Origin of the sequence: Clavibacter zhangzhiyongii, assembly GCF_014775655.1 — a bacterium.
Classification (GTDB): domain Bacteria; phylum Actinomycetota; class Actinomycetes; order Actinomycetales; family Microbacteriaceae; genus Clavibacter; species Clavibacter zhangzhiyongii.
In genome coordinates this window covers 449,864-474,702 of sequence record NZ_CP061274.1, presented here as the reverse complement: position 1 = coordinate 474,702, position 24,839 = coordinate 449,864, and the positions used below count along the sequence as shown (strand labels likewise).

Genomic DNA, 24,839 nt, shown 5'->3' with positions numbered 1-24,839 from the left:
CGGCTCAGCCCCTGCTTGCGGAGCTGTCGGGGGACTCCCAGCACAGAGGTCCGTTTCCGGGTAGCGGGGCGTTACGGGATCGTTATACAGTCTTCTCGTCCCCATCGTTTGCTGTGGCGGTGGAGACGGAATGTGATTGCAGGACACTCCTGGTGCAAGGGAGAGGGCCGGCCCCATGCCTCTGGGGTCGGCCCTCAGTCATGTCCGGCGCCGGTCGCCGCGGGCCGACCGCCCGGCGCCCGTCAGTAGACTTCCGATCGAGAGCGCACGTCCGATCCTCATCCGGACGCGCACCGACGAGGAGGCCTGGTGGGCGAGACCGCGGACGCCGTGCGGGCCTGGGAGTCGCTGTTCCGGGCCCAGGTCAGCGTCATGCGCCGCCTCAGCGCCGAGTTCCCCAGCCGCGAGCTCTCCTTCAACGAGTACGACGTGCTCTTCAACATCTCGCGCCAGCCCGACGGGCGCCTCCGCCTGCGCGACCTCAACCAGCACGTGCTGCTGACCCAGCCGAGCGTCAGCCGCCTCATCGACCGGCTCGTCGCGCGCGGCCTCGTCGTGAAGTGCGGCGACGAGAGCGACGGGCGGGCCACCATCGTGCGGCTAACCGACGCCGGCGACGCGGCGTTCCGCGCCGTGGCGCGCGTGCACATGGAGTCCATCGCCTCGACCGTGGGCGCGGCGCTGACCCCCGAGGAGCTGGACACGCTGCGCGCCCTCACGGACAAGCTGCGCGGGAGCGTCGCCGACTCCTAGGCTGCGGATCCGCCGTTCGCGCCGCCCGATGCGGCAGCCGTCGCGGCCGGCCGGGCGAACGGGCCGCCGCGCGCGACGAGCAGGCGCAGGAGCGCCGTGACGAGGTCGACCACCGTGACCAGGCACGCGGCCCAGCCGATGGCGCTGGTGAGCGCCTCCGCCGCGGGACCCCCGACGACGGCGAGGGCGAGCACGCCCGCCACGATCGCGGACAGGACGGCCGCGGCGCCCGCGTCGACGACCGAGAGGGGCGGGACGGTCGCGCGCCGGGCGGGGCCGCGCCGCCCGCTCGGGAACAAGCGGTGGAGGCCGTCGCGGATGCGGGAGACCCCGTACGCGGCCTCCCCCGCCTCGAGCGGCAGGTGCGTCGCGCCGAACAGGACGTCGGCGGCGGTGCGCTCGCGGATCCGGCGCAGGGTGCGGATCTGCAGCGGGAGCCGGACCAGCACGGGGACGGCCCACCACCACGCGGGCTCCCACGCGCCCTGGATGCCGGCGGCCGCGAGGTACAGGGCGGCGAGGGCGTAGGAGACGAAGCGGAGCACGGGCCCGACGCCGATGCGCAGGGCGGCCAGGCGGGCGCGGCGGCGATCGGCCGCGTCGGCGGGCGCGCTGCCGCGCGTCATGCGGCCGACGTACGAGCCCCAACGGTCGCGCCGCTCGCGGAGCACGCCCCAGGTGACGGCCGTGTCGACGCCGGCGCGGGCACCGGGCACGAGCGCGGAGCGGTCCTCGCCGGCGAGGAGGGCCGTGAGGATCCCGTCGGCCGGGGCTTGGCCGCCGGGCGCTCGGGAGTCGGGGGCGGCGAGCCGCACGAGCGTCGCGGGAGCCAGCGGCACGGGACCGGTCAGGCCGAGGTCGATCCCGGTCTCCACGGCGCCCATCGCCCAGTGCCGCTGCAGGAGTCGGAGGCCGGCCGCGAGGGGGCCACGCGACCCGCTGGGTCGCGGGTCGAGGCGGGCGGAGACGGACGCGGCGGCGGGATCGCGGTCCAGGGCGTCGGCGAGCAGCTCGAGGACCCGCGGCTCGAGCTCCGCGTCGGGCCGGACGAGCAGCACGCGCCCCGCGTCGCCGACGAGCCGGAAGGCGAAGTCGTACGCCGAGCGCAGCGATGCCTCGCCCGGACCGCGGTCGATCACGGTGACCGTCGTGCTCGCCGGGCCCGCGCCGCCGGGCGCGTGCTCGTGCCGTCCGTTGAAGGTGCGGGCGGCCGCGAACGTGTCGTCCCGGCTGCCCGCGACCACCACGAACACGCGCTCAGGCGGCCGGGTCTGCCCGACGAGGGAGGCCAGCGCGCGGGCGATGGTGGATCCGGCGTCGCCGGTGACGATGACCGCGGAGACGGGTGCGCCGGGGTCGTGCTCGCGGAGCGCGGGGGTGCTCGAGCTGTCCATGGGCCTCTCGACGACGGCGGATCTCAGTCGGCGGACGGACCCGGACGGACGCGCACTGCCATGTGCGATATTACGGGCCACCGCGGCCTGCGCGTGCCGCGTCCCCGCTCCGGTCGCCCGCGGGGCGCCGTCCTAGGCTCGATGCATGAGCGACGACGACGCCCCCGACCACGCATCCGCGGACCGGGAGGGTGCCGCCGAGGCGCACGGGCCGACCGTCGTGTGGCTGCGCGACGACCTCCGCGTGGCCGACAACCCGGCCCTGCACGCGGCCGTCGAGCGCGGCGAGCCGATCGTGGTGCTGTACGTGCTCGACGAGGAGAGCGACGGGATCCGCCCGCTCGGCGGCGCCGCCCGCTGGTGGCTGCACATGAGCCTGTCGCGCCTGCGCGAGTCGCTCGCCGCGCTCGGCTCCCCGCTCGTGCTGCGGCGCGGGAAGGCCGCGGGGATCCTCGACGACCTCGTCGCGGAGGTCGGCGCGGGCGCGGTGCTGTGGAACCGGCGGTACGGCGGGGCGGAGATCGCGGTCGACACGGCCGTCAAGAAGGACCTCGGCGACCGGGGCCTCGACGTGCGGAGCTTCCAGGGATCGCTCCTCGTCGAGCCGTGGACGGTCGCGAACAAGCAGGGCGAGCCGTTCCGCGTGTACTCGCCGTTCTGGAAGGCCGCGCAGGACCGGGAGGAGCCGCGGAAGCCGTACCCCGCGCCGCACGAGCTCCACGCGCCGAGCCGGGCGCCGCGCACGGACGACCTCGACGACTGGGGCCTGCTGCCGACGGCGCCGGACTGGGCAGCCGGCCTCCGCGAGGCCTGCGACCCGGGCGAGGCGGCGGGGCTGCAGCGCCTCGAGGACTTCGTGCACCACGAGCTGGAGGACTACGCGGAGGACCGCGACCGACCCGCCGCGATGTCGACCTCGCGGCTCTCGCCGTACCTGCGCTGGGGCGAGGTGAGCCCGTTCCAGGTGTGGCACCGGGTCCAGCGCACGCGCGGCAAGAAGGTCGGCGGCGACGGGGCCAACGCGACCAAGTTCCTGTCCGAGCTCGGCTGGCGGGAGTTCAGCTACCACCTGCTGTACCACCAGCCCGACCTCGCGACGCGGAACTTCGTCCCGCGGTTCGACGCCTTCCCCTGGCGGGAGCCGACCGACGAGACGCTCGGCGCCTGGCAGCGCGGCGAGACGGGCGTGCCGCTGGTGGACGCCGGGATGCGCGCGCTGTGGAAGGACGGGCACCTGCACAACCGGGTGCGGATGGTCGTGGCGTCGTTCCTGATCAAGAACCTGCTCATCGACTGGCGCCTCGGCGAGCAGTGGTTCTGGGACACGCTCGTCGACGCGGACGCGGCGAACAACGCGGCGAGCTGGCAGTGGGTCGCGGGATCCGGCGCCGACGCCGCGCCGTACTTCCGGGTGTTCAACCCGGTGCTGCAGGGCCAGAAGTTCGACCCGTCGGGCGAGTACATCCGCTCCTACGTGCCCGAGCTCGCGCACGCGCCGAGGGACGTCGTGCACGAGCCGTGGAAGGCGCAGGGCGACCTCGTCGCGAGCGCGGAGGACGACGCCGACGTGTCGGCCGAGGGCGGGCTCGCCGCCTACCCGTCGCCCATCGTCGACCTCGGGGAGTCCCGGCGCCGGGCCCTCGCGGCGTACGACGAGATCAAGGACCGGTGACGCACGAGGCCCGCGCGTCGGATCGACGCGCGGGCCTCGGTGGTGCGGGGGATCCGATCAGGCGTCGTCGCCGTCGCCGTGCCCGAGGCGCTCCCGGCGCTCGTGCCGCTCGCGGATCTCGCGGCCGACCTTGACGTCCTCGCGCTCGACGGCGGCCTTCTTGTCGCTCACCTTGGTGTCGCGCGGCGGCAGCTGCAGGGTCTCCTCGGCGGCGATGCCGGCCTGGAGCTGGCGTCCGCGCTCGAGCTCCGCGTCGAACTCGGCGCCGAACAGCAGGGCGAGGTTCGCGATCCAGAGCCAGAGCAGGAAGATCACGACGCCGGCGAGCGCGCCGTAGTTCTTCGCGTAGCTGGAGAAGTTCGTGACGTAGAACGCGAAGGCGACGCTCGCGACGACCAGCACGAGGAGCGCGATGGCCGCGCCCATGCTCATCCAGCGGAACTTCGGCTGCTTCGCGTTCGGGGTGGCGTAGTAGAGGATCGCGATGAGCAGGATGATCAGGATCGCGAGCACCGGCCACTTGGCGATGGACCACACGAGCTGCACCGTCTGGCCGAGGCCGAGCGCCTCGCCGATGGCCTCGGTGACGGGGCCGGAGATCGCGATGATGAGCGCGCAGACCAGCAGGATCACGATGCCGATGACCGTGACGGCGAGCTGCGTGGGCTTGAGCTTGAGGAACGAGCGACCCTCGGGGATCTCGTAGATGCGGTTCATCGCGCGGCTGAAGGCGCCGACGTAGCCGGAGGCCGACCAGATGGCGAGCACGATGCCGGAGACGAGGGCGAAGCCGGCGGCGGGCGAGTCCACGAAGCCCTCGAGCACCGGCGTGAGGAGCTCGATCGCGTCCTGCGGGGCGAAGCCGCGCACCACCTCCAGCACCGCGTCGACCGTCGACCGCCCCTGCCCGAACACGCCGAGCAGCGAGATGACCGCGATCAGCGCGGGGAACAGCGAGAGCACCGCGTAGTACGTCAGCGACGCCGCGATGTCGGTGCACTGGTCGCCCGTGAACTCGCGCATGGTCTTGCGGAGGACGTACTTCCAGGACGGCTTCTCGATCTCCGTCGGGGAGTCGGGCTTGCGCGCGTCGTCCTCGTGCGGCCGGTCGTCGATGCTGCCGGCCGTGTCTCGTCGTGCCACTGGTGCCTCCGTGGTTTCGCTCAGCGGGTCGGGTCCCCTCCCCCAGAGTGGCCCGCGTCGGGCGGCGCGCCTAGCCCGGCCGCGTCTCGTACACTCGCCGAGGGCCTCGCGCGCCCGCGGATCCGGCACCCGCCGGAACATCCGCCGGCCCGTGCGCGTTGGCCTGTCGTGGTCGCGTGAGCGACCACCGTGCTCCGCCTCAGCGCGCACGGACGCCGCCCGGCAGGAGGAGGACGCATGCTGCGCACCATGATGACCGCGAAGATCCACCGCGCCACGGTGACGCACGCCGACCTGCACTACGTCGGCTCCGTGACGGTCGACCGCGACCTGCTCGACGCCGCGGACATCCTCGTGGGCGAGCGCGTGAGCATCGTCGACGTGACCAACGGCGCGCGGCTCGACACCTACACGATCGCCGGCGAGCGGGGCAGCGGCGTGCTCGGCATCAACGGCGCGGCAGCGCACCTGGTGGACGTCGGGGACGTCGTCATCCTCATCGCCTACGGGCAGATGACCACGGAGGAGGCCCGCGCGCTCGAGCCGCACGTGGTGCACGTGGACGCCGAGAACCGCATCCGCCTGGTCGACGCGGACCCCACGGCCCCGCCCGCGCCCGGCCTCGAGCGGTCGCCGCTGGCCGAGCCCGTCTGACTTCGAGCGCCCGCGCGGACGGATCAGGGTACTGGGTCCCCCAAACGACGGACACAGGGCGTGACCCCCAGTCCGGGGTACATTCCCGGGCATGTGGGGGGAACACCAGGATGCCCGGCTACCGTGGAGTCATCCGGTACGGCTCTTCGGGTGAGCGGTACCGCACCAGCCGGTTCGTCTGCGGGTAACAGACGTTCACGTGCGCACTCCGGCCCGGGCCATCATGGCCCGGGCCGGACTCATCTCCCCCGTGGGGACGGTCGTCCGGCGCGCGCCCCGGCGATCCGGTCAGCGGCCCTCGGCGCGACGCCGACGGCGCTCGTCGCGCTCCGCGTCCGCGGCGGCCGCCTCCTCGGGCGTCGGCGCCGTGCCGCCCAGGTGCCGCGGCTGCCACCACGCGCCCCGGCCGTCGACCGGGTACGTCGCCTGGAGGCCGTCGACGAGATCCTGCAGCTCGGTGCGCAGCGCGTCGGTGACGGCGCGCGGGTCCGCGTCGGCGGGCACGGGGATCCGCTCCCCCACCGCCATGTGCACGGGCACGCCGATGCGGTCCCGCATCCGGATGCGCCGGTTCTTGGTGAGGAGCCGGTGCCCGCCCCACACGGCGACGGGCACGATCGGCACGCCGGCCTCGGCCGCGAGCCGCGCGGCCCCCGTCTTCAGCTCCCGGACCCGGAACGACGCGCTGACGCCCGCTTCGGGGAACACGCCGACGAGCTCGCCCGCGCGCAGCGCCCGGACGGCGTCCGCGTACGCGGCGGCGCCCGCGGCCATGTCGACCTCGATGTGGTGCATGCGCCGGAGCACCCAGCCGACGCCCGGCTGGTCGAAGGCGCCCTTCTTGGCCATGAAGCGGATCCGGCGCCGGCTGTGCAGCCACGTCGCCCACTCGACGAGGGCGAACTCGAGGTAGCCGAAGTGGGTCATGGCGATGACCGCGCCGCCGGTCTCCGGGATGCGGTCGCGCCCCGAGGCGACGAGGCGGAGGCGGAGGGATCCGAAGAGCGCACGGCCCAGGATCACGGCGGTCCCGTACACGGGCTCCGGTGCGCGGCGGCTCATCCCCCGACCCTACGGGCCGGAGCCGCGCGCGACCCGGGAGCCGACGCTGGGCGGATGCCCGCGTCGCCCCCGGCTCGCGTGCGGGTCAGCGACGGCGCCTGGCGGGATCCAGCCAGTAGTTCGCGAAGCCCGTGTCGGCCGGGTTCACGTTCTGGCCGGGCGGCACGATCTCGTCGATGCGGTCGAGCGTCGCGTCGTCGAGCTCGAGGGTCGCCGCGTCGAGCTGCGACTCGAGCTGCTCCATGGTGCGTGGGCCGATGATCGCGCTGGTGACGCCCGGGTGGCGCAGCACGAAGGCGAGCGCGAGGTGCACGAGCGGCACGCCCAGCTCGTCGGCCAGAGCGCCCAGCTGGTCGGCCGCGTCGAACTTCGGGTCGGACGGGTCGTAGCGCGACGGGTCGCGGTCGTTGCGGTGCGTCTTCGGGATGTCCTGCCCATTCCGGTACTTCCCGGAGAGCCAGCCGCCGGCGAGCGGGCTCCAGACGAGGGTGCCCATGCCGTGGCGCTGCGTGGTGGGGAGGAGGTCCGCCTCGATGCCGCGGGTGAGCAGCGAGTACGGCGGCTGCTCGGTGACGAATCGGGCGGTGCCGCGCTCGCGGGCGACCCACTGCGCCTCGACCACCTGGCTCGGCTGGAAGGTGGACGAGCCGATGTAGCGCACCTTGCCCTGCGTGACGAGGTCGGTGAGGGCGCCGAGGGTCTCCTCGATGTCCGTGTGCTCGTCCGGCCGGTGCATCTGGTAGAGGTCGATGTGGTCGGTGCCGAGGCGGCGCAGCGAGTCCTCGACCGCGCGCATGATCCAGCGGCGGGAGCCCCCGCGGAAGTTCGCCTCGGGCTTCATGCCGTTGAAGAACTTGGTGGCGAGGATCAGGTCGTCGCGGCGGCCGGACTGGGCGATCGCCTTGCCGACGATCTCCTCCGACTCGCCGTAGGCGTAGATGTCGGCGGTGTCGATGAAGGTGATCCCGGCGTCGATGGCGCGGTGGATCACGCGGATGGACTTCTCGTGGTCGGTCTCGCCCCAGGCCCCGAACATCATGGTGCCGAGGCAGAGTCGCGAGACCTCCACGCCGGTGCGTCCGAGGTGGGCGGTGGGCTGGTCCGTGGACTGCTCTGTCATGAGCGCCACGCTACGCGCTAGGCGGAAGGGCGGCCGTCCGCGGTGTCGGCGGGAGCGACGTCCGTCTCGGTGGAGGCGCCGGGCTCGACGGTGGCCTGCGCCTCGTCGTCCATGGTCTCCAGCGTGATGTCGGCCTCAGGGGCCTCCTGGCCGTCGGCGTCGAGCGGCACGATGTAGTCGCCGAGGCGACGGCGGGCCGCCTCCTCGCGCTGCACGCGGATGCGCTCGAGCTTCTCCTCGCGCAGGCGCAGGCGCTCGGTGTCGACCTCGACGCGGCGCACGGTGACGCCGCGCGTGGGGCCGGCGGCCTTGGCCGGGGTGGTCTTGCGGCTGGGCTCGCGCTTCGCGGCCTCGCTGGCGGGCTTCCGCGACGGGGCGGTGCCGGACTTCGCGGCGGCCGACGCCGGCTTGGTCGAGACGGCCGGCGGCTTGCCGGATCCGGGACAGCGCTCGTGGTTCCGACCGTGGTCGAGGATGTTGCCCGTGGCCATGCCGACGGGGTTCGCCTTGCCGCAGACCGAGCACTTCGTCGCGGGGGTTGCTGCCACGTTCGATACCGCTTTCCATCACCGCGCCGTCGCCGGACCGAGGATGCCGGTCGGCCGGACGGCGCCTCACCACGGTACCCGACCCGGGAGGTGCGGGGATACCGCAGCACCCGGACCGGGCCCGTCAGGCGGGGACGCAGGTGGTGCGCATGCGCACGACGACCGCGCCGTCGGCCTCCTCGACCTCGAGGTCGACGCGCACGGAGGCGAGCTCGTCGAGGCCAGCGAGGTGCGTGCCGCCGCACGGGATGCGCGCGGTGCCGTCGGGCAGCTCGCACACCCAGGAGCGGCGCGAGGTGAGGAGGTCGCCCTCGCGCTCGATCCGCGCGGCGGCGCCGGAGGCGATCCACTCGGCGAGCGTGGCGTCGACGCGGGCGCGCACCTCGTCGAGGTGGTCGAGGAGCGCGGCGGGCACGAAGCCCTTCTTCCGGAGCGACTTGCCGAGGCGGTAGACGTCGACCGACGACCACGGGCCGATGCGCGACGTGTCGATGGCGAGCGCGTCGAAGCCGGGCGCGCCCAGCGCGTCGCGCGGCACGTCCTTGCTCCAGGCGTCGGCCAGCGCTCGGTCGAGCGCGAGGGAGGCGAGGTGGCAGCCCGTGTGGCCGGCGCTCAGGGCCCGGCGGTGCTCGGGATCCACCGCGACCTCGGCGACGTCGCCCGTCCGCACGTCGGCGTCGCCCGGCACGAGGTGCACGGCCACGAACGACCAGCCGTCCGCGCCCTTCTTGACCGGGACCCCGGCGCCGACGTGGAGCTCGGCCTCGCCGCCCGCGGGATCCGCCGCCGCGCCGACCGCGCCGACCTCGCAGTCGAGCACCTCGACCGCGGCGCCCCGGACCCGGAGCACGGCCCGGTCGGCGGGCTGGTCGGGCCAGGCCGCGTCGACGGGGTGGCAGGCGGTCTCGTCGAGGACGACGGCGAGCGTGCCGTCGTCTCGGCGGTCGACGCGGAGGACCGTGCCGGTGGAGGCGACGGATCCCGCCGGGTAGGTCACGCGCGTGGGCGGCAGGGCGACGGCGCCCGCGGGGGTGGAGGTCATGGCGGCTCCCGGCTCGGTGTGCCTCGATCCTCGCAGACCGGGTGCGGCGGGTCCGCGCGACGGGTCACGCGGACGCCGTCCCGCCGGAGCCCTCCCGGCCGAGGATCCGCCGCAGCGCCGCGCGCTCGAGGAGCGTCCACGCCGCGCTCGCCAGCAGGTGGAGGGCGGCGGCGAGGGGCGCGACGGCGGCGAACACGACCGTGACGAAGGGCAGCACGCGCATCGTCGCGGCCATGCCGGGCAGCGCGGGATCCGCGGACGGCACCGCACCGTGGAACCGCAGGTCCGCGCGTCGGCGCACCTCCACGACCGCCGCCAGCAGCCCGAGCACGACGACGGCGACGGCGAGCGCCCCGGGCCCGAGCCCCGCCGTCGCGAGCGCGCTCGTGCCGAGCGGCACCCCGGCGAAGGGCGCGGCGAGCAGCGCGTTCGCCTCGCCGCCGATGCGCGCATGCACGAAGAGGGCGTAGACGGCCGCGAGCACGGGCGCCTGCGCGAGCGTCGGGAGGCACCCGGCGAGCGGCGACGCGCCCTCCCGCGCGTAGAGCTCCTGCGTCGCACGGGACAGCCGCTCGGGCTGCCCCGCGTGCCGGCGGCGGAGCTCGGCGAGCGCGGGCGCGAGGCGGCGGCGCTGGACCTCCGCGCGCACCTGCGCGATCCCGACCGGCAGGAGCAGGGCTCGCACGCCGAGGGTCAGGAGGATGACGGCCGCGCCGGTGGCGGAGGCGCCGGCGAGCGGGTGGATCAGGTCGGCCAGGCCGACGACGAGCTGGGACAGGCCGTCGAGCACGGCTCGGACGGGGGCGATCGATGTGGGGTCCACGGGGTTCCTTGCGACGAGAGCGGAGGGGGTCCGTCTGGTCGTCGCATGCGGGCGCGCGCCCGGTCCGTGCCTCGCGACGGCGGCGGGGACCTCGGCGGCCGCGGTCAGGCGGCCGCGAGCGGCGCAGGCACGACGACCTGCACCGGGCGGCCCGGGGCCCGGGAGCGCTCGTGGCCGTCGGCGTCCGGGTCGCTCGACGAGACGAGCACCGGGAGGTCCGCCTCCTCGTCCGGACGCAGCGGCGGCGCGGCGGATCCGAGGAGCCCGCGCGCGGCGGCGATCCGCAGGAGCGCGACGGCCGCGGCCACGGAGGCGGCGCCGAGGAGGGCCGCGAGGAGGATCGCGGGCGAGACGCCCGCGCCGCCGAGCACGACGTCGCCGAGGAGGGCGAGCACGCGGCCGAGGGCCTCCAGCGCGATGGGCATGCCCGACGGTAGCACCGGGTCCGGCGGCGGCACGAGGGTCGGAGGGCGGAGATCCGCGGGGTGCGCTCCACCTCGTAGCCAGCCGACCGCATCGCCGGGCGCTTGCGGACACGCCGCCGTGCCCCGCGCTCCGAGGTACCGCGCACTGCGTGATACTGTGCGACGCATGAGAGAGATCGACTGATGGACACCACGCAGCTCCTCAAGGGAGCGCTCGACACGGCGGTGCTCGCCGTGGTGCAGCACGACGACGGGTACGGCTACGACATCGTGCGGCGCCTGCGCGACGCCGGCCTCGGCGACGTCGGCGACGCCTCCGTGTACGGGACCCTCCGCCGCCTCTACGCGGCCGGCGCGCTCTCGAGCTACGTGGTGCCGTCGGAGGGCGGGCCGCACCGCAAGTACTACGCGATCAACCCCGAGGGCCGCGAGCTGCTCGCCGGCCAGCGCGCCACCTGGGCCGCCTTCGCCACGGCCATGAGCGGCCTCCTCGGCGAGGCGGCCGCGCACGCCCACCGCACCCGGAAGGCCGGCGGCGCCGGCGAGGGCGCCGCACCCGCACCCGTGAACGTCCGCACGATCGGAGACAAGCCGTGAACACCGCAGATCCCGCCCTCGACACCCGCATCGCCGCGTTCGCCGCCGCCGTGCGCGCGCGCCTCGACGACCTCGACCCCGAGGACGTCGACGACCTCACCGGCGGCCTCGAGGCCGACCTGCAGGAGGAGGCCGCGGATCACGACGGCGCCCTCGCGCTCGGCGATCCCGCGCGCTACGCCGACGAGCTGCGCACCTCGGCGGGGCTGCCCGAGCGGGCGGTCGCGACGCCGCATCTGTCGCCCCTCGCGCAGGTGCGGGAATCCGTCCGCGAGCGGGGACGCGAGGTCCACGCGCGCATCCGGGCGAACCGCGAGCTCTCCGCGGCCCTCGACCTGCTCATCGTCTTCCGCCCGGTGTGGTGGCTGCTGCGGGCGTGGGCGGGGTACCAGTTCCTCGGGCTGACGCTCGGGTCCCTCCGCGTGCTGCCGACGGACCTCATCGGCTGGACGATCCTCATCGTCCTGACGGTCATCAGCGTCCAGTGGGGCCGTGGGCGATGGGCGCGCTCCCGGCCGGCCCGGGCCCTCCGCACCGGCGTCAGCGCCTTCACCGCGCTCGTGCTCCTCGTGCTCATCCCGACCCTGCTCAACGCGCTGGCGGTGCGGGAGTACGGCGATCCGGGGGCGAGCACCTCCTACATCGAGCAGCCGGGCCTCTCGCTCGACGGCAAGCAGGTCACCAACCTCTTCGCCTACGACGCCGACGGGGACCTCGTCGACCGCGTGCAGCTCTTCGACCAGGACGGGAAGCCGCTCACGACCATCGGCTCCTACGCGACGGACGGCGTCGTCAGCGATCCGGCGACGGGCGAGCCGGTCACGCCGTCCGCGGGCGCATGGAACGTCTTCCCGCTTGGCAGCGCCGACGCCGCCCTGGTGTCCGGGACGATCGACGGCAGCGACCCCGTGGTGCGTCCGCCGTTCGCGAAGGCCCTGCCGCTCGACCCGGATGCCGGGGCGAGCCCTTCCCCGTCGCCGACGGCCGATCCGGATGCGCCCTCGCCCGCCGAGACGCCCGCTCCCGAGCCCACGCCCACCCCGGACCCGACCCCGTGAGCGCGCTCCTCGACCACGGCCGCCCCGCCCCCGGTACCGGCACGGAGGCCGGGCTCGCGCGGCTGACGGCCCGCGAGGGGGAGATCCTGGTGCTCGTGGCGCGCGGCCTCTCGAACGCGGAGATCGCCGGCCGGCTGTTCCTCGCGCCCACGACGGTGAAGACGCACGTCAGCCGCACGCTCGACAAGCTCGGCGTACGCGACCGCCTGCACGCCACGATCTGGGCCTACGAGAACCACGTGGTGGAGCCGCTCGCGACGACGCGCTGACGGGCGGGACGGGGCAGACGCACCCGGGAGACGAGAACGGCCCGCCAGTGGCGGGCCGTTCCATTCTGTCTCAACCAGAGATGCGCACCCGGAGGTGCTGTGCGCCCGGAGGGATTCGAACCCCCAACCTTCTGATCCGTAGTCAGATGCTCTATCCGTTGAGCTACGGGCGCAGTCGTGCGGCGATGATCTCCGCGAGCGGCGATCAGGCCGGGAGACAGACTACATGCTCGCGGCCCGCCCCGCGAATCGGCGTCGTGCGGGTCGCCGGTCGACCGCTGCGTGTCCGGCCGCGGCCGCCCGTCGGGTGCCCCGAGCCCCGCTGATTAGGCTGGATCGACCCGAACCGCGAGGAGCGACCCTTGGCATCCTGGACCGACCACGTCGTGTGGTGGCACGTCTACCCGCTCGGCTTCACGGGCGCCCCGCAGACCCGCGACGACCTCGCCGGACCCGACGGCGGCGCCCCCGCGCAGCCCGACCAGGTGCCCGCCCACCGCCTCGAACGCCTCCGCGCATGGCTCCCCTACCTCGTCGACCTCGGCGCGAACGGCCTGCTGCTCGGCCCCGTCTTCGACTCGGAGACCCACGGCTACGACACACGCGACCACCTCCGCGTCGACCCGCGGCTCGGCGACGACGCCGACCTCGAGGCGCTGGTGGCCGACGCTTCCGCACGCGGCGTGCGCGTGCTCCTCGACGGCGTCTTCAACCACGTCGGCCGCAGCCACCCGCGCTTCGTGCAGGCGGTCGCGGACGGACCCGGATCCGAGGCCGCGTCTTGGTTCCGCTGGGACGGCGCCGGCGAGCCCGTCGGCTTCGAGGGCCACGGAGCCCTCGTCACGCTCGACCACGACTCCGAGGCCGTACGGGCCCACGTCGCCGACGTGATGATCCACTGGCTCGACCGCGGCATCGCCGGCTGGCGCCTCGACGCCGCGTACGCCGTGCCCGCCTCGTTCTGGGCGGCCGTGCTCCCGCGCGTGCGCGAGCGCCACCCCGACGCGTGGTTCGTCGGCGAGATGATCCACGGCGACTACGCGGGCTACGCCGCCGAGTCGACCATCGACTCGATCACGGCCTACGAGCTGTGGAAGTCGATCCGCAACTCCATCGCCGAGCGCAACCTCTTCGAGCTCGACTGGACCCTCACCCGGCACGCCGAGCTGCTGCCGTCCTTCACGCCGCAGACTTTCGTCGGGAACCACGACGTGACGCGCATCGCCTCGGCGGTGGATCCGCGCCACCTCGAGCACGCCGTCGCCCTGCTCCTGCTGCTCCCCGGCATCCCGTCGATCTACGCGGGCGACGAGCTCGGCCTCACCGGCGTGAAGGAGGACCGCGCGGGCGGCGACGACGCCGTGCGCCCCGAGCACCCGGCCTCGCCCGACGACCTCCCCGACGACGCGGACGCCGACCGGATCCGTCGCCTCCACCAGGAGCTCGTCGGCCTCCGCCGCCGGCACGCGTGGCTCGTCGACGCGCGGACGGAGACGTCGGGCCTCACGAACACCGCCCTCACCGTCACGCTGCGGCCCTCGGGGTCGGGCGCCGCGGGCGGCGTCGCGCCCGGATCCCCGGACGCGCTGCGGCTCGTGCTCAACCTCGGCGACGAGCCCGTGGGGATCACGGGACCCCACGACCGCGTCGAGGCGGGGACCGTCGGGGGCGACGGGCGCGTGCCCGGCCACGCCTGGGCGGTGCTGGCGGGCGCCTAGCCCAGCCCGGAGTCCGGAGCCCGGTCGGGCGTCGCGCCTCAGACGGCGCGGTGCGGCCAGCCGTAGACCTCGGCGAGGAGCGCGGCGCGGGCCGCGTGCGCCTCGGCCTCCTCGCGCGCCTCGGCGTCGGGATCCTCGTCCGCCGGGGCGAAGTGCCCGTCCGCCGTCTCCGGCTCGTCGTCGTCCTCGAACGGGCGATGCGTGAGGGGCCACTCGACGGCGGTGAGCGCGGGCCAGACGCCCGGGTCCGTGACGTCCGTCCCGCCCTGGTCGTGCGCTCCGAGGAGCTCGTCGCCGACCGCGCCCGGCTCCACCGCACGCAGCCCCTCCTCGTCGCCGTACGGCGCGAAGAGGAACTGCGAGAAGTGGCGGGTCACGGCGTCAGGCTAGTCGGCCGGGGCTCCCAGGAACGGGGCGGGAGCGGGGTTGTGGAAGGCTGCCCACTACTTGCTGCGGGACCGCCCGGATCAGTCGCCGGAGCGCCCCGGCTGGCCCAGCGGGACGGCCTCCGGACGCTCCACGGTGCTCCGGATCTCGCCCGTCGCGGCCGGGTCGAGGATCGCGTCCATCACCTCGAGCACGTGGAACGCGAGCTCGCCGGACGCCCGGTGCGGCACCCCGCGGCGGATGGCGTCGGCCATCTCGGCGAGGCCGCAGCCGCGCCCCGCGTCGACGAAGCCGGCGTTCGGCTCCACGTCCGTCCACTCGCGCTGCTCGGCCGTCGAGACCTGCACGGCTCCGGAGAAGTGGTTCGGGTCCGGCACCGAGAGCGTGCCGGCCGTGCCGTACACCTCGATGTTCGGGATCCGCGACGCCCAGATGTCGAAGCTCATCGTGACGGTGGAGACCGCGCCCGACGCGTGGGTGAGCACGGCGCTCACGTGCGTGTCGACGGTGACGGGGATCTCGCGCGCCTCGGGGTCGGAGGCCGCCGAGCGCACGCGGTCGGAGCGGACCGACGCGCCCTGGACCCGGACGACCGGGCCGAGCAGCGTCACGAGCGCCGTGAGGTAGTACGGCCCCATGTCGAACAGCGGGCCGGCGCCCGGCTGGTAGTAGAACGCGGGGGCCGGGTGCCAGAGCTCGTGGCCGGGCGCGCCCCAGAAGGCGTTCGCGGCGACGGGCTTGCCGATGGTGCCGGCGTCGAGCACGGCGCGCGCGGTCTGGATCCCGGTGCCGAGCACGGTGTCCGGCGCGGATCCGACGCGGAGGCCCTTCTCCTCGGCCAGCCGGAGGATCGGCTCGGCCTCGGCGGGGCTCAACGCGAGCGGCTTCTCGCCGTAGACGTGCTTGCCCGCCTCGAGCACGCGGAGGTCGACCTCGGCGTGCGCGGCGGGGATCGTGAGGTTCAGCACCGCGTCGATGCGCGGGTCGGCGATGAGGTCGTCGACGCTCAGCGCGTCCACGCCCTGCGCCTCGGCGACCGTGCGCGCGCGGTCGAGGTCGAGGTCGGCGACCGCCACGAGGCGCACGCCCGGCAGGCCCTCGAAGGCCGCGAAGTACTGCTCGCTGATCTTCCCGACGCCGATGATCCCGAGGGTCATGGCGTCGTCGTCGTGCGTCAGCGTGCCGCCCACAGGAGGCCCCTCTCGATGATGGTGCGGACGTTCGGGTCCTCGACGACCTCGATGCGGTGGCCGGGGGCGGAGACGAAGATGCGCCCCTCGCCCCACTGGCGGGTCCAGATGGCGGGCGCGGTGACCGGGCGGTGCCACGGATCCCACGGCCGCACGCTCTGGGTGGTGGTCGCGAGCACGTCGTTGTACTCGTCGCTGAGGACCCAGTACTGCTCGGTCACGAGGTCGAAGTCGGCGATGCCCTGCGTGATCTCGTGCGTGCGCCCGAGCTCGGTCATCTCGACCGTGTACGGGATGTAGTTGTCGGACTGCTCGCCCGTGCGCTCGGCCGGGTCCTTGCCCGCGTGGTGGGCGAACTGGCCGCCGATCATGTGCAGGTAGTCGGCGGTGTTCCGGTAGGAGTCGGCGATGCCGCCGTGCCAGCCGGCCATGCCGGTGCCGGCGATGACGGCGGCGCGGAGGCCGGCCATCTCCTCGGGCTCGATCGTCGTCATGGTGTTGGCCTGCACGATCAGGTCGGTGGCGGCCATGACGTCGGCGTCGGCGTAGACGGCCGATCCCTCCTCGACGCGGACCTCGAAGCCGTTCTCCTCGAGGAACGGGATGAACAGGCCCGTGGTCTCCACGGGCATGTGGCCGTCCCAGCCCCCGCGGACGACGAGCGCCTTCCGGGCGGCGCTCACGAGCGGGCCGTCCCGGTCGGGCGACCGCGATGCGGGCGGGCGGACGTGCGGGGGTCTCGTGACACTGGCGACTCCTTCGTCGAGCGCGACCGGTCGGCTGCCGTGCGCCCCTCGAACGCTACGCACCGGCGGTCGGCGGGGGCAAGCACGGCGCGGCCGATCCGAAACGTTTCACTCGGGCGGCGATACCGCGTCCGCGGGCGCGGGCGCTGCGGTGCTCCCGCGCACCACGAGCGCGGTCGCGAGGTCGAGCCGGGTCGGCTCGTCGCTCCGGCCCTCGCGGATCCGGAGCACCATGCGCGCCGCCGCCTCCGCCATCTCGCGCACGGGCTGCCGCACGGTGCTGAGCGCAGGCGAGACGATGCGCGCGAACGGCAGGTCGTCGTAGCCGAGGACGGAGAGGTCGTCGGGGATCCGGATCCCGCGCTCGCGCGCCGCCTCGTACAGGCCGAGGGCCTGCTCGTCGTTGCCGGCGAAGATCGCGGTGGGGCGATCGGCATCGTCGAGCATCTCGCCGCCGGCGCGGTACCCCGCGGTCCGTCCGAAGTCGCCCTCGACCTCGACGAGCGAGACCCCGGATCCCTCCGCCTCGAGGGCGCTGCGGAAGCCCGACATGCGCGCCCGCGAGTAGAGCCGGTGCGGCGGCCCGCTGATCGCGCCGATGCGCGTGTGCCCGAGCCCCAGCAGGTGCTCCCCCGCGGCGTGGCCGCCCTCCCAGTTGGTGGATCCGACGGCCGGCACGTCCGGGGCCGGCGACCCCGCCGGATCCACCACGACGAACGGGATGCCGCGGCTCCGCAGCTGCCGCTTCTGCGCGGGCGCGAGGTCGGAGAAGACGAGGACGAGGCCCATGGGACGGCGCTGCATGACGCCCGCCATCCAGTCGCCGTCGAGCGCGGTGTCGCGCCCGTGCTCCGTGACGATGACGCTCAGCGCGTGCTCGCGCGCGACCGCCGAGACGCCGCGCAGCAGGTCGACCGAGAAGCCCGTGTCGACGACCTCCAGCACGATCTCGATGAGGGCGCCGTGCGGCCGCTCGGCCCCGCGGCGGCTGTAGCCGTGCCGCTCCATGAGCTCCTCGACGCGCGCGCGGGTGGCGGGCGAGATGCCCTTGCGTCCGTTGAGGACCTTGCTGACCGTGCCGATCGACACGTTGGCCTCGCGCGCGATGAGGCCGAGGGTGGTGCCGGCGCCGTGGTCGGGGCCCGGCTGCCGCGTCGCAGCGGGAAACGTGTCGCTCATGAGGGTGATGCTAGGCCGACGCGGGCGCGGCGACCGGCCACCGCGATGGAGGCCGCGCAGCGCGCGACGAGGGGGACGGACCATCGAGGACGACGATCGAGAGGGGCTCCGCGAGGCGAGATGGCGGAGACGGTGGGATTTGAACCCACGGTACCCATACGGGTACTCCACCTTAGCAGGGTGGTGCACTAGGCCGAACTATGCGACGTCTCCAGACGTACCCGTCCACTGTACCGGACGCGGCGGCATGCTCACATCCCCGCCTCCCGGGCGCTCTGCCCGAACGGGGGGTGCGGCGCGGTTGTCCCCCATACGACGGACACGTAGTGTCTGTCTCGACGCGTGTGCCGGACCCGACCGGCTTACCCCGCGCGTGTCGCTGTGTCAGCCCAGAGATGTCCCGCTCGCCCACGTGGCCGCGGTCCCGGATCCCCCGAACCGGTGCCGCTCACCCTCACGCACGCGACGACGTCGCGAGCCCCCCGTGGGCGAGAACGAGATTCTCGTCCGGCGGAGGATTCGGGTCGAAAGCTGAACGAGATAGACGGGTCCCCGCTGCATAGGGTGTGCGGCGAGGACCCGTCGCCCTCCTGCGGCGGACGACTCCGCCCGCTCATCCACGGAGCGCTGTCGCGGGCTCGACCCTCGCCGCCCGCCATGCGGGGATCGACGAGCTCAGCACGGCGGTGAGCACGGAGACCACAAGGGCCCAGGCCGCCGCGGACCAGCACCGACGACGCCATGACGAGGCGGAGGACCTGGCCGCGGGTCGCCCCGAGCGCCCGCCGGATCACCCGTCCGCGCGCTCGACCGGCCCGTCTGGATGCCATGAGGAGCGGAAGATCCAGCGGGATCCCCTCGAACGGGGTTCGACCTGGATCCGGCAGGGGGACCAGCTCACCCCTTGAACGCCTTCGAGCACGTGACCGTGCCCGCGTCGGTGCCGGTGACGGCCTCCGGCAGCACGGTCGGCGACGACGCGGCCGGAGCGGATCCGCCCGTCGCGTCGGACGACGCGCTGGGGGCGGGCGTGGCCGCGGGCTGCGACGGCTTCTCCGCCACGGCGCCGAGCCCCGTGTTGCCCGCCTTGACCTCGAACGGCGCGTCGGCCTTGAGCAGCTGCATGACCTGGTCGCCGTCCGTCTTCAGCGGCTGGACCTTGCCCGCGTAGACGCCGGTGCCGTTCGTCGTGCCCGGGTACTGCAGGAAGCGCACCTGGTCGAGCGGGATGTCCTTGAGCGCCAGCGCCATCGACGCCATGGTCTGGTAGTCGAGCGAGGTGGAGCGCTGCATGTTGTCGACCGCGGCCTTCGCGAGGCCGTAGACGCGCGTGGGATCCGACAGCGTGCTCGACTGCTTCATCGTGCGCACGAGCGCCGAGAGGAACACCTGCTGGTTGCTGATGCGGGCGAGGTCGCTGCCGTCGCCGACCGCGTGGCGCGTGCGGAGGAACTGGAGGGCCTGCTTGCCCTGCAGCGGGGTCACGCCCGCGGGGAGGTCGAGGTCGGTGCGCTTGTCCTTGAGCGGGCTGGCGAGGCAGACGGGGACGCCGCCGACCGCGTTCGACATCTCGATGACGCCGTTGAACTCGATGAGCGCGGCGTAGGGGATGTCGAGACCGGTGAACTGCGCGACCGTCTTGGCGACGCACGGGAGGCCGCCGTCGGAGAGGGCGGTGTTGAGCGGCTGCGCGGACATGGCGGGTGCCGTGCCCGAGCCGTCGGAGCGCTCGCACGCGGGGATGGGCACGACCATGTCGCGCGGGAGGCTGACGACGGTGGCCTGGCTGTGGTCGGCCGAGACGTGCAGCACCATGTTGACGTCGTTGAGCGCGCCGTCGGTCTTGCCGTAGCCGTCGCCCTGGCCCTGGCGGGTGTCGGATCCGGCGAGCAGCACGTTGAAGCCGCCGTCGAGCGCGCCGACGCCCACCGTGGTCTGCTCGGTGCCGTCGCTGATGTCCACGGTGTTGGCCTGGACCGACCTGTTCAGGTCCCAGGCGGCGATGGTGATGACGGAGAAGCCGCTGACGAGGAGCACCGCGAGGGCCATCGCCGTGCCGACGAGGAGCGTGCGAGCTGCTCGGGGCCGCGGCAGCCGACCGTGGCGGGCGATGACGGGGGCGGTGGCGGTTCGCCGGGGGCGCAGGGGCGCGTCGCTCATGCGGATCCTCTCCGGGCGGAGGGCGTGGGATTCGAACCCACGAGACATCTCTGCCCACCAGTTTTCAAGACTGGCTCCATCGGCCGCTCGGACAGCCCTCCCGATGCGCGTCCGCCCGCGTGGCGGTGGATGCGATCGATCAGGATCCTACCGGTGGCCGGTCGGCCCGCGGTGGTGCGGCCGGGTGACCGCGCGGGAGGCGCCACTCTCGCACGCGGAGCATCAGAGCCGCCTGAACTCTCCCCAGGTGAGGAATCGGGCGGTCTCGTCAGAGGCGGGCGAGGATCGCGGCGGCGCCGTTCTCGGTGATGGGGCCGGTGACCTCGCTGGCGACCGCGATGACCTCGGCGGGCGCCTGGCCCATCGCGATCCCGCGGCCGTGCTCGCCGGCCCACTCCAGCATCTCGATGTCGTTCCGGCCGTCCCCCATGGCGACGACGTGCGTGCGCGCGATGCCGTGCAGCTCGCGCACGCGCTCCATGGCGGTGGCCTTGTTCACGCCGTCGGGCGCGATGTCGAGCCACGCCGTCCATCCGATGGAGTAGCTCACGCGGTGCAGGCCCATGCGCTCCACGACGTCCTGGAAGTCCTCCATGTCGTGGCCGGGCGAGATGACGACGACGCGCGTCGCGGGCACGTGCAGGAGCTCCTCGAACTCGACGTGGCGGCCGTTGGCCTCGAGCACCCCGGCTGGGAAGTCGCCGCCGGCGTAGAGGTACACGCCCTCCTCGTCCTCCACGGCGTAGCGGCCGCTCGCGAGGTGGGGGCGGATCCGCTGCAGCACGTCGGAGGGGTCGAAGGTCTCGACGAACACGCGCGAGTAGCCCGTGGGGGCGTCGGCGTCGCGCTCGAGCGTGATGGCGCCGTTCGAGCAGACCATGTAGCGCGGGGTGATCCCGAGGCGGTCGACGATCGGCAGGGTGTCGGCGACCGACCGGCCGGTGGAGGGCATGACCAGGTGCCCGATCTCCTCCACGCGCCGCACCTCGCGGATGACGGACTCGTCGAGCGAGCCGTCCTCGCCGAGGAGGGTGCCGTCGATGTCGAGGGCGACGAGGAGGCGGTCGGCGTCCGTCACGCGCGGGGTCATCGCGCCGCCTTCGCCGTGGCGGGCTCCAGCACCTCGAGGCCGCCGAGGTACGGGCGGAGCGCCTCGGGGACGCGGACGGATCCGTCGGCCTGCTGGTGCGTCTCGAGGATCGCGACGATCCACCGCGTGGTGGCGAGCGTGCCGTTGAGCGTGGCGACGGGCGAGGTGCGGCCGTCCTCGCCGCGGAAGCGCGTGCCGAGGCGGCGCGCCTGGAACGTGGTGCAGTTCGAGGTGGAGGTGAGCTCGCGGTAGGCGTCCTGCGTGGGGATCCACGCCTCGACGTCGTACTTGCGGGCGGCGCTCGACCCGAGGTCGCCGGCGGCCGTGTCGATGACGCGGTAGGCGAGCCCCAGGTCCTGCATCATGCGCTCCTGCATCGCGAGGAGGCGCTCGTGCTCCGCCTCGGCGTCGGCGGGGTCGACGTAGGAGAACATCTCGAGCTTCTGGAACTGGTGCACGCGGATGATGCCGCGGGTGTCCTTGCCGTAGGAGCCCGCCTCCTTGCGGTAGCAGGTCGACCAGCCGGCGTAGCGGACGGGGCCCGCGGCGAGGTCGAGGATCTCGTCGGCGTGGTACCCGGCGAGCGCCACCTCGCTCGTGCCCGTGAGGTAGAGGTCGTCGTCGTCGAGGTGGTACACCTCGTCGGCGTGGGCGCCGAGGTAGCCGGTGCCGGCCATGATCTCGGGCTTCACGAGCGTGGGCGTGATGAGCGGCACGAGGCCGGCCTCGAGCGCGCGGGCGAGCCCGAAGTTCATGAGCGCGATCTCGAGCCGGGCGCCGATGCCCTTCAGGAAGTGGAAGCGCGCGCCGGAGACCTTGGCGCCGCGGCCCATGTCGATGGCGTCGAGGATCTCCCCGATCTCCAGGTGATCGCGGGCCTCGAAGTCGAAGGAGGGCTTCTCGCCGACCTCGCGCACGAGCGCCCAGTCGTCCTCGCCGCCGGCGGGCACGCCGTCGATGACGATGTTCGGGATCCGCCGCATGGCCTCGTCGAGCGCGGCCTCGGCCTCCTGCGCCCGCTCCTGCGCGGCGGTGACGCGGGCCTTGAGCTCCTGCACCTCGGCGATGAGGCGCGGCTTGTCGGCCTTGTCGGCCTTCGCGACGAGCTTGCCGTGCGCGTTCTGCTCGGCGCGCAGGCCCTCGAACTCGGTGATCGCGAGGCGGCGCGCGGAGTCGGCGGCGACCGCCTGGTCCACCACCTCCACGGAGGCTCCGCGCAGCTCCTGCGAGGCGATGACGAGGTCGGGATGGTCGCGGAGGGTCTGCGGATCGATCACCCCGTCACTCTAACGAAGCGGCCCGGCGCGCGTCCCGGCGGCCGGGCCCGTCCGGGACGCCGGAGCCGGACCGGGCCAAGCTCGAATGGCGGCGCGCTCCTGCACGCCCGCCGGGCACCGCCCGGCATCCGAGGACGAGAGGCACGCGCATGACGACGACCACCGGCAGGGAGCAGGACGCGAGCGGGGCCGGCGCGGGCGGCTCGAAGCTCAAGCAGGCCATCACCGGCCCGCTCCTCTACCTCTTCATCCTCGGCGACGTGCTGGGCGCCGGAATCTACGCGCTCATGGGCACGCTCGCGGAGGACGTGGGCGGCGCGCTGTGGGTGCCGCTCGTCGTCGCACTGCTGCTGGCCCTCCTCACGGCGGGCTCCTACGCCGAGCTCGTCACCAAGTACCCCCGGGCGGGCGGCGCTGCGATCTTCGCCGAGCGCGCCTTCAAGCAGCCGGTGATCTCGTTCCTCGTCGGCTTCTCGATGCTCGCCGCCGGCGTCGTCAGCGCCGCCGGGCTGTCGCTCGCGTTCGCGGGCCAGTACCTCTCGACGCTGCTCGCGCCCCTGTTCGACGTGCCGCAGATCCCCGCGGCCATCGTGTTCCTCCTGCTCGTCGCGGCCCTCAACGCCCGCGGCATCACCGAGAGCATGCGCGGCAACGTGATCATGACCGTGGTCGAGCTGAGCGGCCTCGTCATCGTGATCGTCGTCGTGGCCGTGATGCTCGGCGGCGGGGGCGGCGACGTCTCGCGCGTGACGCAGTTCCCCGAGGGCTCGAACGCGGCGCTGGCCACGCTGTCGGCCGCGATCGTCGCCTACTACTCGTTCGTCGGGTTCGAGACGAGCGCGAACGTCGCCGAGGAGGTGCGCGACCCCAGCCGCGTCTACCCGAAGGCGCTCTTCGGATCGCTCGCCACCGCCGGCGTCGTCTACGTCCTCGTGGCCCTGGCCAGCTCCGTCGCGCTCTCGCCGGACGAGCTGTCGGAGTCGACCGGCCCGCTGCTCGCGGTGGTGCAGGCCACCGGCGTCGGCATCCCGGCCTGGGTCTTCAGCCTCATCGCCCTCGTTGCCGTCGCGAACGGCGCCCTGCTGACCATGATCATGGCGAGCCGCGTCACCTTCGGGATGGCCGAGCAGGGCCTCCTGCCCGGGATCCTCGGCCGGGTGCTGCCGAACCGCCGGACGCCGTGGGTCGCCATCGTCGCGACCACCGTCGTCGCCGTCGCGCTGACCTCGGTCGGCGACGTGGGCACGCTCGCCGAGACGGTCGTGCTCCTGCTGCTGTTCGTCTTCATCAGCACGAACGTCGCCGTCCTGGTGCTCCGGAAGGACCGCGTCGAGCACGCCCACTTCCGCGTCTGGACGATCGTGCCCGTGCTCGGCGTGCTGTCCTGCATCCTCCTGCTCACGCAGCAGAGCGGGCAGGTGTGGCTGTTCGGCGCGATCCTGCTGGCCGTCGGCGTGGTGCTCTACCTCATCAGCCGGGCGACCGGGGCGCGCTCGAAGGACCTCGACCGCGACCGCGACCGCGCCTAGGCGTCGCCGGCGCCGGGCTCGGCCGAGACGATGCCGCGCAGCCAGTCGCGCGCCTCGAGGAACACGTCGTCCTCGTACCGCTCGCGGTAGGTGCTCGGCGCGCCGTCGGCCCGCGGGTACGAACCGAGGAACGTGACGCGCGGGCTGAAGCGGCGGATCCCGAGCAGGGCGTCCGCGACGCGCTCGTCGTGCACGTGCCCCTCCGCGTCGATGACGAAGCGGTAGCGGCCGAGCTCGTCGCCGATGGGCCGCGACTGGATGAGCGCGAGGTTCACCCCGCGGGTCGCGAACTGCTCGAGGAGGTCGAGCAGGGATCCGGCCCGGTCGTCCGGCAGCTCGACGATGAGGCTCGTCTTGTCGGCGCCCGTGCGCGGCGGCAGCGCGGTGGCGCGGCCGACCAGCACGAAGCGCGTGACGGCGTTCGGGTTGTCGCCGATGCCGCGGGCGACCGCCTCGAGCGGCTGGCTCTCCGTGATCTGCGGCGGCGCGATGGCGGCGTCCGCGACCCCGTCCTCCAGCAGCGACAGGGCCGCGGCGACGTTCGACGTGGCGGGCACGTGCCCGTGCGTCGGCAGCTCGCGCTCGAGAAAGCGGCGGCACTGCCCGTAGGCGACGGGATGCGCGGCGACCGTCCGCACGTCGGCGAGCGCCGTGCCCGGCCGCACCACGAGGTCGAAGGACACGGGCACGAGGTGCTCGCTGAGGATGCGGAGGCCCGGGATGTTCGCGAGCGCGTCCTGCGTGGCCGTGACCCCGCCCTCGACGGAGTTCTCGATGGCGATCATGGCCGCGACCGAGGTGCCGGACACCACGTCGGCGAGCGCCTCCGAGGCGTTGTTGACCGCGCGCCAGGTGCGGCCGCGGGCCGCCTCCACCTGCTTGAGCGCGGCCTCGGTGAAGGTGCCCGACGGCCCGAGGTAGCTGTAGGTCTCGTCGGGTCGCGGGGTCTCGGCCATGCCTGCACCCTAGATGGGAATCGGCGGGGCCCGGTGCCAGGATGGAT

General features: G+C 74.0%; 24 protein-coding genes and 3 tRNA genes. 8 read left to right on the top strand and 19 right to left on the bottom strand.

From position 1 onward, the window contains the following. Positions 1-309: 309 nt before the first annotated feature. On the top strand, positions 310-753 hold the full coding sequence (locus H9X71_RS02370) for a MarR family winged helix-turn-helix transcriptional regulator (RefSeq protein WP_244961728.1): 444 nt from the start codon (positions 310-312) through the stop codon (positions 751-753). On the opposite strand, the gene H9X71_RS02365 is transcribed toward H9X71_RS02370, so the two are convergent. Next, positions 750-2,147, bottom strand: coding sequence for a glycosyltransferase family 2 protein (locus H9X71_RS02365; protein ID WP_191148149.1), 1,398 nt, complete (start codon positions 2,145-2,147; stop codon positions 750-752). The genes H9X71_RS02370 and H9X71_RS02365 overlap by 4 nt on opposite strands. Positions 2,148-2,292: 145 nt before the next feature. Here H9X71_RS02365 and H9X71_RS02360 point away from each other — a divergent pair, with 145 nt between their 5' ends. Next, entirely contained in the window at positions 2,293-3,819 is a 1,527-nt protein-coding gene (locus H9X71_RS02360; RefSeq protein ID WP_191148148.1) for a cryptochrome/photolyase family protein, read from the top strand. Positions 3,820-3,876: 57 nt separating this feature from the next. On the opposite strand, the gene H9X71_RS02355 is transcribed toward H9X71_RS02360, so the two are convergent. Then, positions 3,877-4,962, bottom strand: a complete 1,086-nt coding sequence (locus H9X71_RS02355) for a YihY/virulence factor BrkB family protein (protein WP_191148147.1) — start codon at positions 4,960-4,962, stop codon at positions 3,877-3,879. A 237-nt stretch (positions 4,963-5,199) separates the two neighbouring features. Between H9X71_RS02355 and panD the strand changes: the two genes are divergently transcribed. Next, complete coding sequence (gene panD / locus H9X71_RS02350) at positions 5,200-5,616, top strand: aspartate 1-decarboxylase (RefSeq protein ID WP_191148146.1); 417 nt, start codon at positions 5,200-5,202, stop codon at positions 5,614-5,616. A gap of 288 nt (positions 5,617-5,904) precedes the next feature. On the opposite strand, the gene H9X71_RS02345 is transcribed toward panD, so the two are convergent. The 6 genes from H9X71_RS02345 to H9X71_RS02320 all read right to left on the bottom strand — a co-directional run bounded on the left by H9X71_RS02345 (position 5,905) and on the right by H9X71_RS02320 (position 10,636). Continuing rightward, entirely contained in the window at positions 5,905-6,678 is a 774-nt protein-coding gene (locus H9X71_RS02345; protein ID WP_191148145.1) for a lysophospholipid acyltransferase family protein, read from the bottom strand. 85 nt (positions 6,679-6,763) lie between these two features. Then, positions 6,764-7,798 (bottom strand): aldo/keto reductase, encoded by a 1,035-nt coding sequence (locus tag H9X71_RS02340; RefSeq protein WP_191148144.1) that lies wholly within the window; start codon positions 7,796-7,798, stop codon positions 6,764-6,766. Between the two features lie 17 nt (positions 7,799-7,815). Further along, complete coding sequence (locus H9X71_RS02335; protein ID WP_191148143.1) at positions 7,816-8,346, bottom strand: hydophilic protein; 531 nt, start codon at positions 8,344-8,346, stop codon at positions 7,816-7,818. 124 nt (positions 8,347-8,470) lie between these two features. Further along, positions 8,471-9,388: an alanyl-tRNA editing protein gene (locus tag H9X71_RS02330; RefSeq protein WP_191148142.1), complete on the bottom strand. Its 918-nt coding sequence runs from the start codon at positions 9,386-9,388 to the stop codon at positions 8,471-8,473. A 64-nt stretch (positions 9,389-9,452) separates the two neighbouring features. Then, positions 9,453-10,211 (bottom strand): YidC/Oxa1 family membrane protein insertase, encoded by a 759-nt coding sequence (locus H9X71_RS02325; RefSeq protein ID WP_191148141.1) that lies wholly within the window; start codon positions 10,209-10,211, stop codon positions 9,453-9,455. 104 nt (positions 10,212-10,315) lie between these two features. Continuing rightward, entirely contained in the window at positions 10,316-10,636 is a 321-nt protein-coding gene (locus H9X71_RS02320; protein ID WP_244961727.1) for a DUF6412 domain-containing protein, read from the bottom strand. Between the two features lie 183 nt (positions 10,637-10,819). On the opposite strand from H9X71_RS02320, the gene H9X71_RS02315 reads away from it, so the two are divergent. From H9X71_RS02315 to H9X71_RS02305, 3 genes are read left to right on the top strand one after another with little or no spacing between them, the layout of a single operon-like run. Further along, entirely contained in the window at positions 10,820-11,233 is a 414-nt protein-coding gene (locus H9X71_RS02315) for a PadR family transcriptional regulator (protein ID WP_191148140.1), read from the top strand. Further along, positions 11,230-12,291 carry a hypothetical protein gene (locus H9X71_RS02310; RefSeq protein WP_191148139.1) on the top strand — a complete coding sequence of 354 codons (1,062 nt, stop codon included), beginning with the start codon at positions 11,230-11,232 and terminating at the stop codon, positions 12,289-12,291. The genes H9X71_RS02315 and H9X71_RS02310 overlap by 4 nt, the downstream gene beginning before the upstream one ends. Further along, complete coding sequence (locus H9X71_RS02305) at positions 12,288-12,560, top strand: response regulator transcription factor (RefSeq protein ID WP_191148138.1); 273 nt, start codon at positions 12,288-12,290, stop codon at positions 12,558-12,560. Before H9X71_RS02310 ends, H9X71_RS02305 begins: the two co-directional genes overlap by 4 nt. Positions 12,561-12,660: 100 nt before the next feature. On the opposite strand, the gene H9X71_RS02300 is transcribed toward H9X71_RS02305, so the two are convergent. Beyond that, positions 12,661-12,733 (bottom strand) — tRNA-Arg (locus H9X71_RS02300). A gap of 189 nt (positions 12,734-12,922) precedes the next feature. Between H9X71_RS02300 and H9X71_RS02295 the strand changes: the two genes are divergently transcribed. Then, the gene (locus H9X71_RS02295) at positions 12,923-14,278 is read left to right on the top strand and encodes an alpha-amylase family protein (RefSeq protein ID WP_191148137.1); all 1,356 of its coding nucleotides are present in this window, start codon (positions 12,923-12,925) and stop codon (positions 14,276-14,278) included. Between the two features lie 38 nt (positions 14,279-14,316). On the opposite strand, the gene H9X71_RS02290 is transcribed toward H9X71_RS02295, so the two are convergent. The 9 genes from H9X71_RS02290 to serS all read right to left on the bottom strand — a co-directional run bounded on the left by H9X71_RS02290 (position 14,317) and on the right by serS (position 22,307). After that, positions 14,317-14,655 (bottom strand): hypothetical protein, encoded by a 339-nt coding sequence (locus H9X71_RS02290; protein ID WP_191148136.1) that lies wholly within the window; start codon positions 14,653-14,655, stop codon positions 14,317-14,319. A gap of 90 nt (positions 14,656-14,745) precedes the next feature. After that, positions 14,746-15,822 (bottom strand): Gfo/Idh/MocA family protein, encoded by a 1,077-nt coding sequence (locus H9X71_RS02285; RefSeq protein ID WP_191149051.1) that lies wholly within the window; start codon positions 15,820-15,822, stop codon positions 14,746-14,748. Between the two features lie 17 nt (positions 15,823-15,839). After that, complete coding sequence (locus H9X71_RS02280; protein WP_191148135.1) at positions 15,840-16,538, bottom strand: ThuA domain-containing protein; 699 nt, start codon at positions 16,536-16,538, stop codon at positions 15,840-15,842. A gap of 171 nt (positions 16,539-16,709) precedes the next feature. Then, on the bottom strand, positions 16,710-17,780 hold the full coding sequence (locus tag H9X71_RS02275) for a LacI family DNA-binding transcriptional regulator (RefSeq protein ID WP_191148134.1): 1,071 nt from the start codon (positions 17,778-17,780) through the stop codon (positions 16,710-16,712). Positions 17,781-17,901: 121 nt separating this feature from the next. Beyond that, positions 17,902-17,993 (bottom strand) — tRNA-Ser (locus H9X71_RS02270). 684 nt (positions 17,994-18,677) lie between these two features. Continuing rightward, positions 18,678-19,940 carry an LCP family protein gene (locus H9X71_RS02265; protein WP_191148133.1) on the bottom strand — a complete coding sequence of 421 codons (1,263 nt, stop codon included), beginning with the start codon at positions 19,938-19,940 and terminating at the stop codon, positions 18,678-18,680. A gap of 16 nt (positions 19,941-19,956) precedes the next feature. Then, a tRNA-Ser gene (locus H9X71_RS02260) sits at positions 19,957-20,041 on the bottom strand. A gap of 167 nt (positions 20,042-20,208) precedes the next feature. Next, complete coding sequence (locus H9X71_RS02255; RefSeq protein WP_191148132.1) at positions 20,209-21,030, bottom strand: HAD family hydrolase; 822 nt, start codon at positions 21,028-21,030, stop codon at positions 20,209-20,211. After that, positions 21,027-22,307, bottom strand: coding sequence for a serine--tRNA ligase (serS, locus tag H9X71_RS02250; protein ID WP_191148131.1), 1,281 nt, complete (start codon positions 22,305-22,307; stop codon positions 21,027-21,029). Before serS ends, H9X71_RS02255 begins: the two co-directional genes overlap by 4 nt. Before the next feature lie 149 nt (positions 22,308-22,456). Between serS and H9X71_RS02245 the strand changes: the two genes are divergently transcribed. After that, positions 22,457-23,836, top strand: a complete 1,380-nt coding sequence (locus tag H9X71_RS02245) for an APC family permease (protein WP_191148130.1) — start codon at positions 22,457-22,459, stop codon at positions 23,834-23,836. On the opposite strand, the gene pheA is transcribed toward H9X71_RS02245, so the two are convergent. Continuing rightward, the gene (pheA, locus tag H9X71_RS02240) at positions 23,833-24,792 is read right to left on the bottom strand and encodes a prephenate dehydratase (protein WP_191148129.1); all 960 of its coding nucleotides are present in this window, start codon (positions 24,790-24,792) and stop codon (positions 23,833-23,835) included. The two genes, H9X71_RS02245 and pheA, sit on opposite strands and share 4 nt — an antisense overlap. Positions 24,793-24,839: the final 47 nt, after the last annotated feature.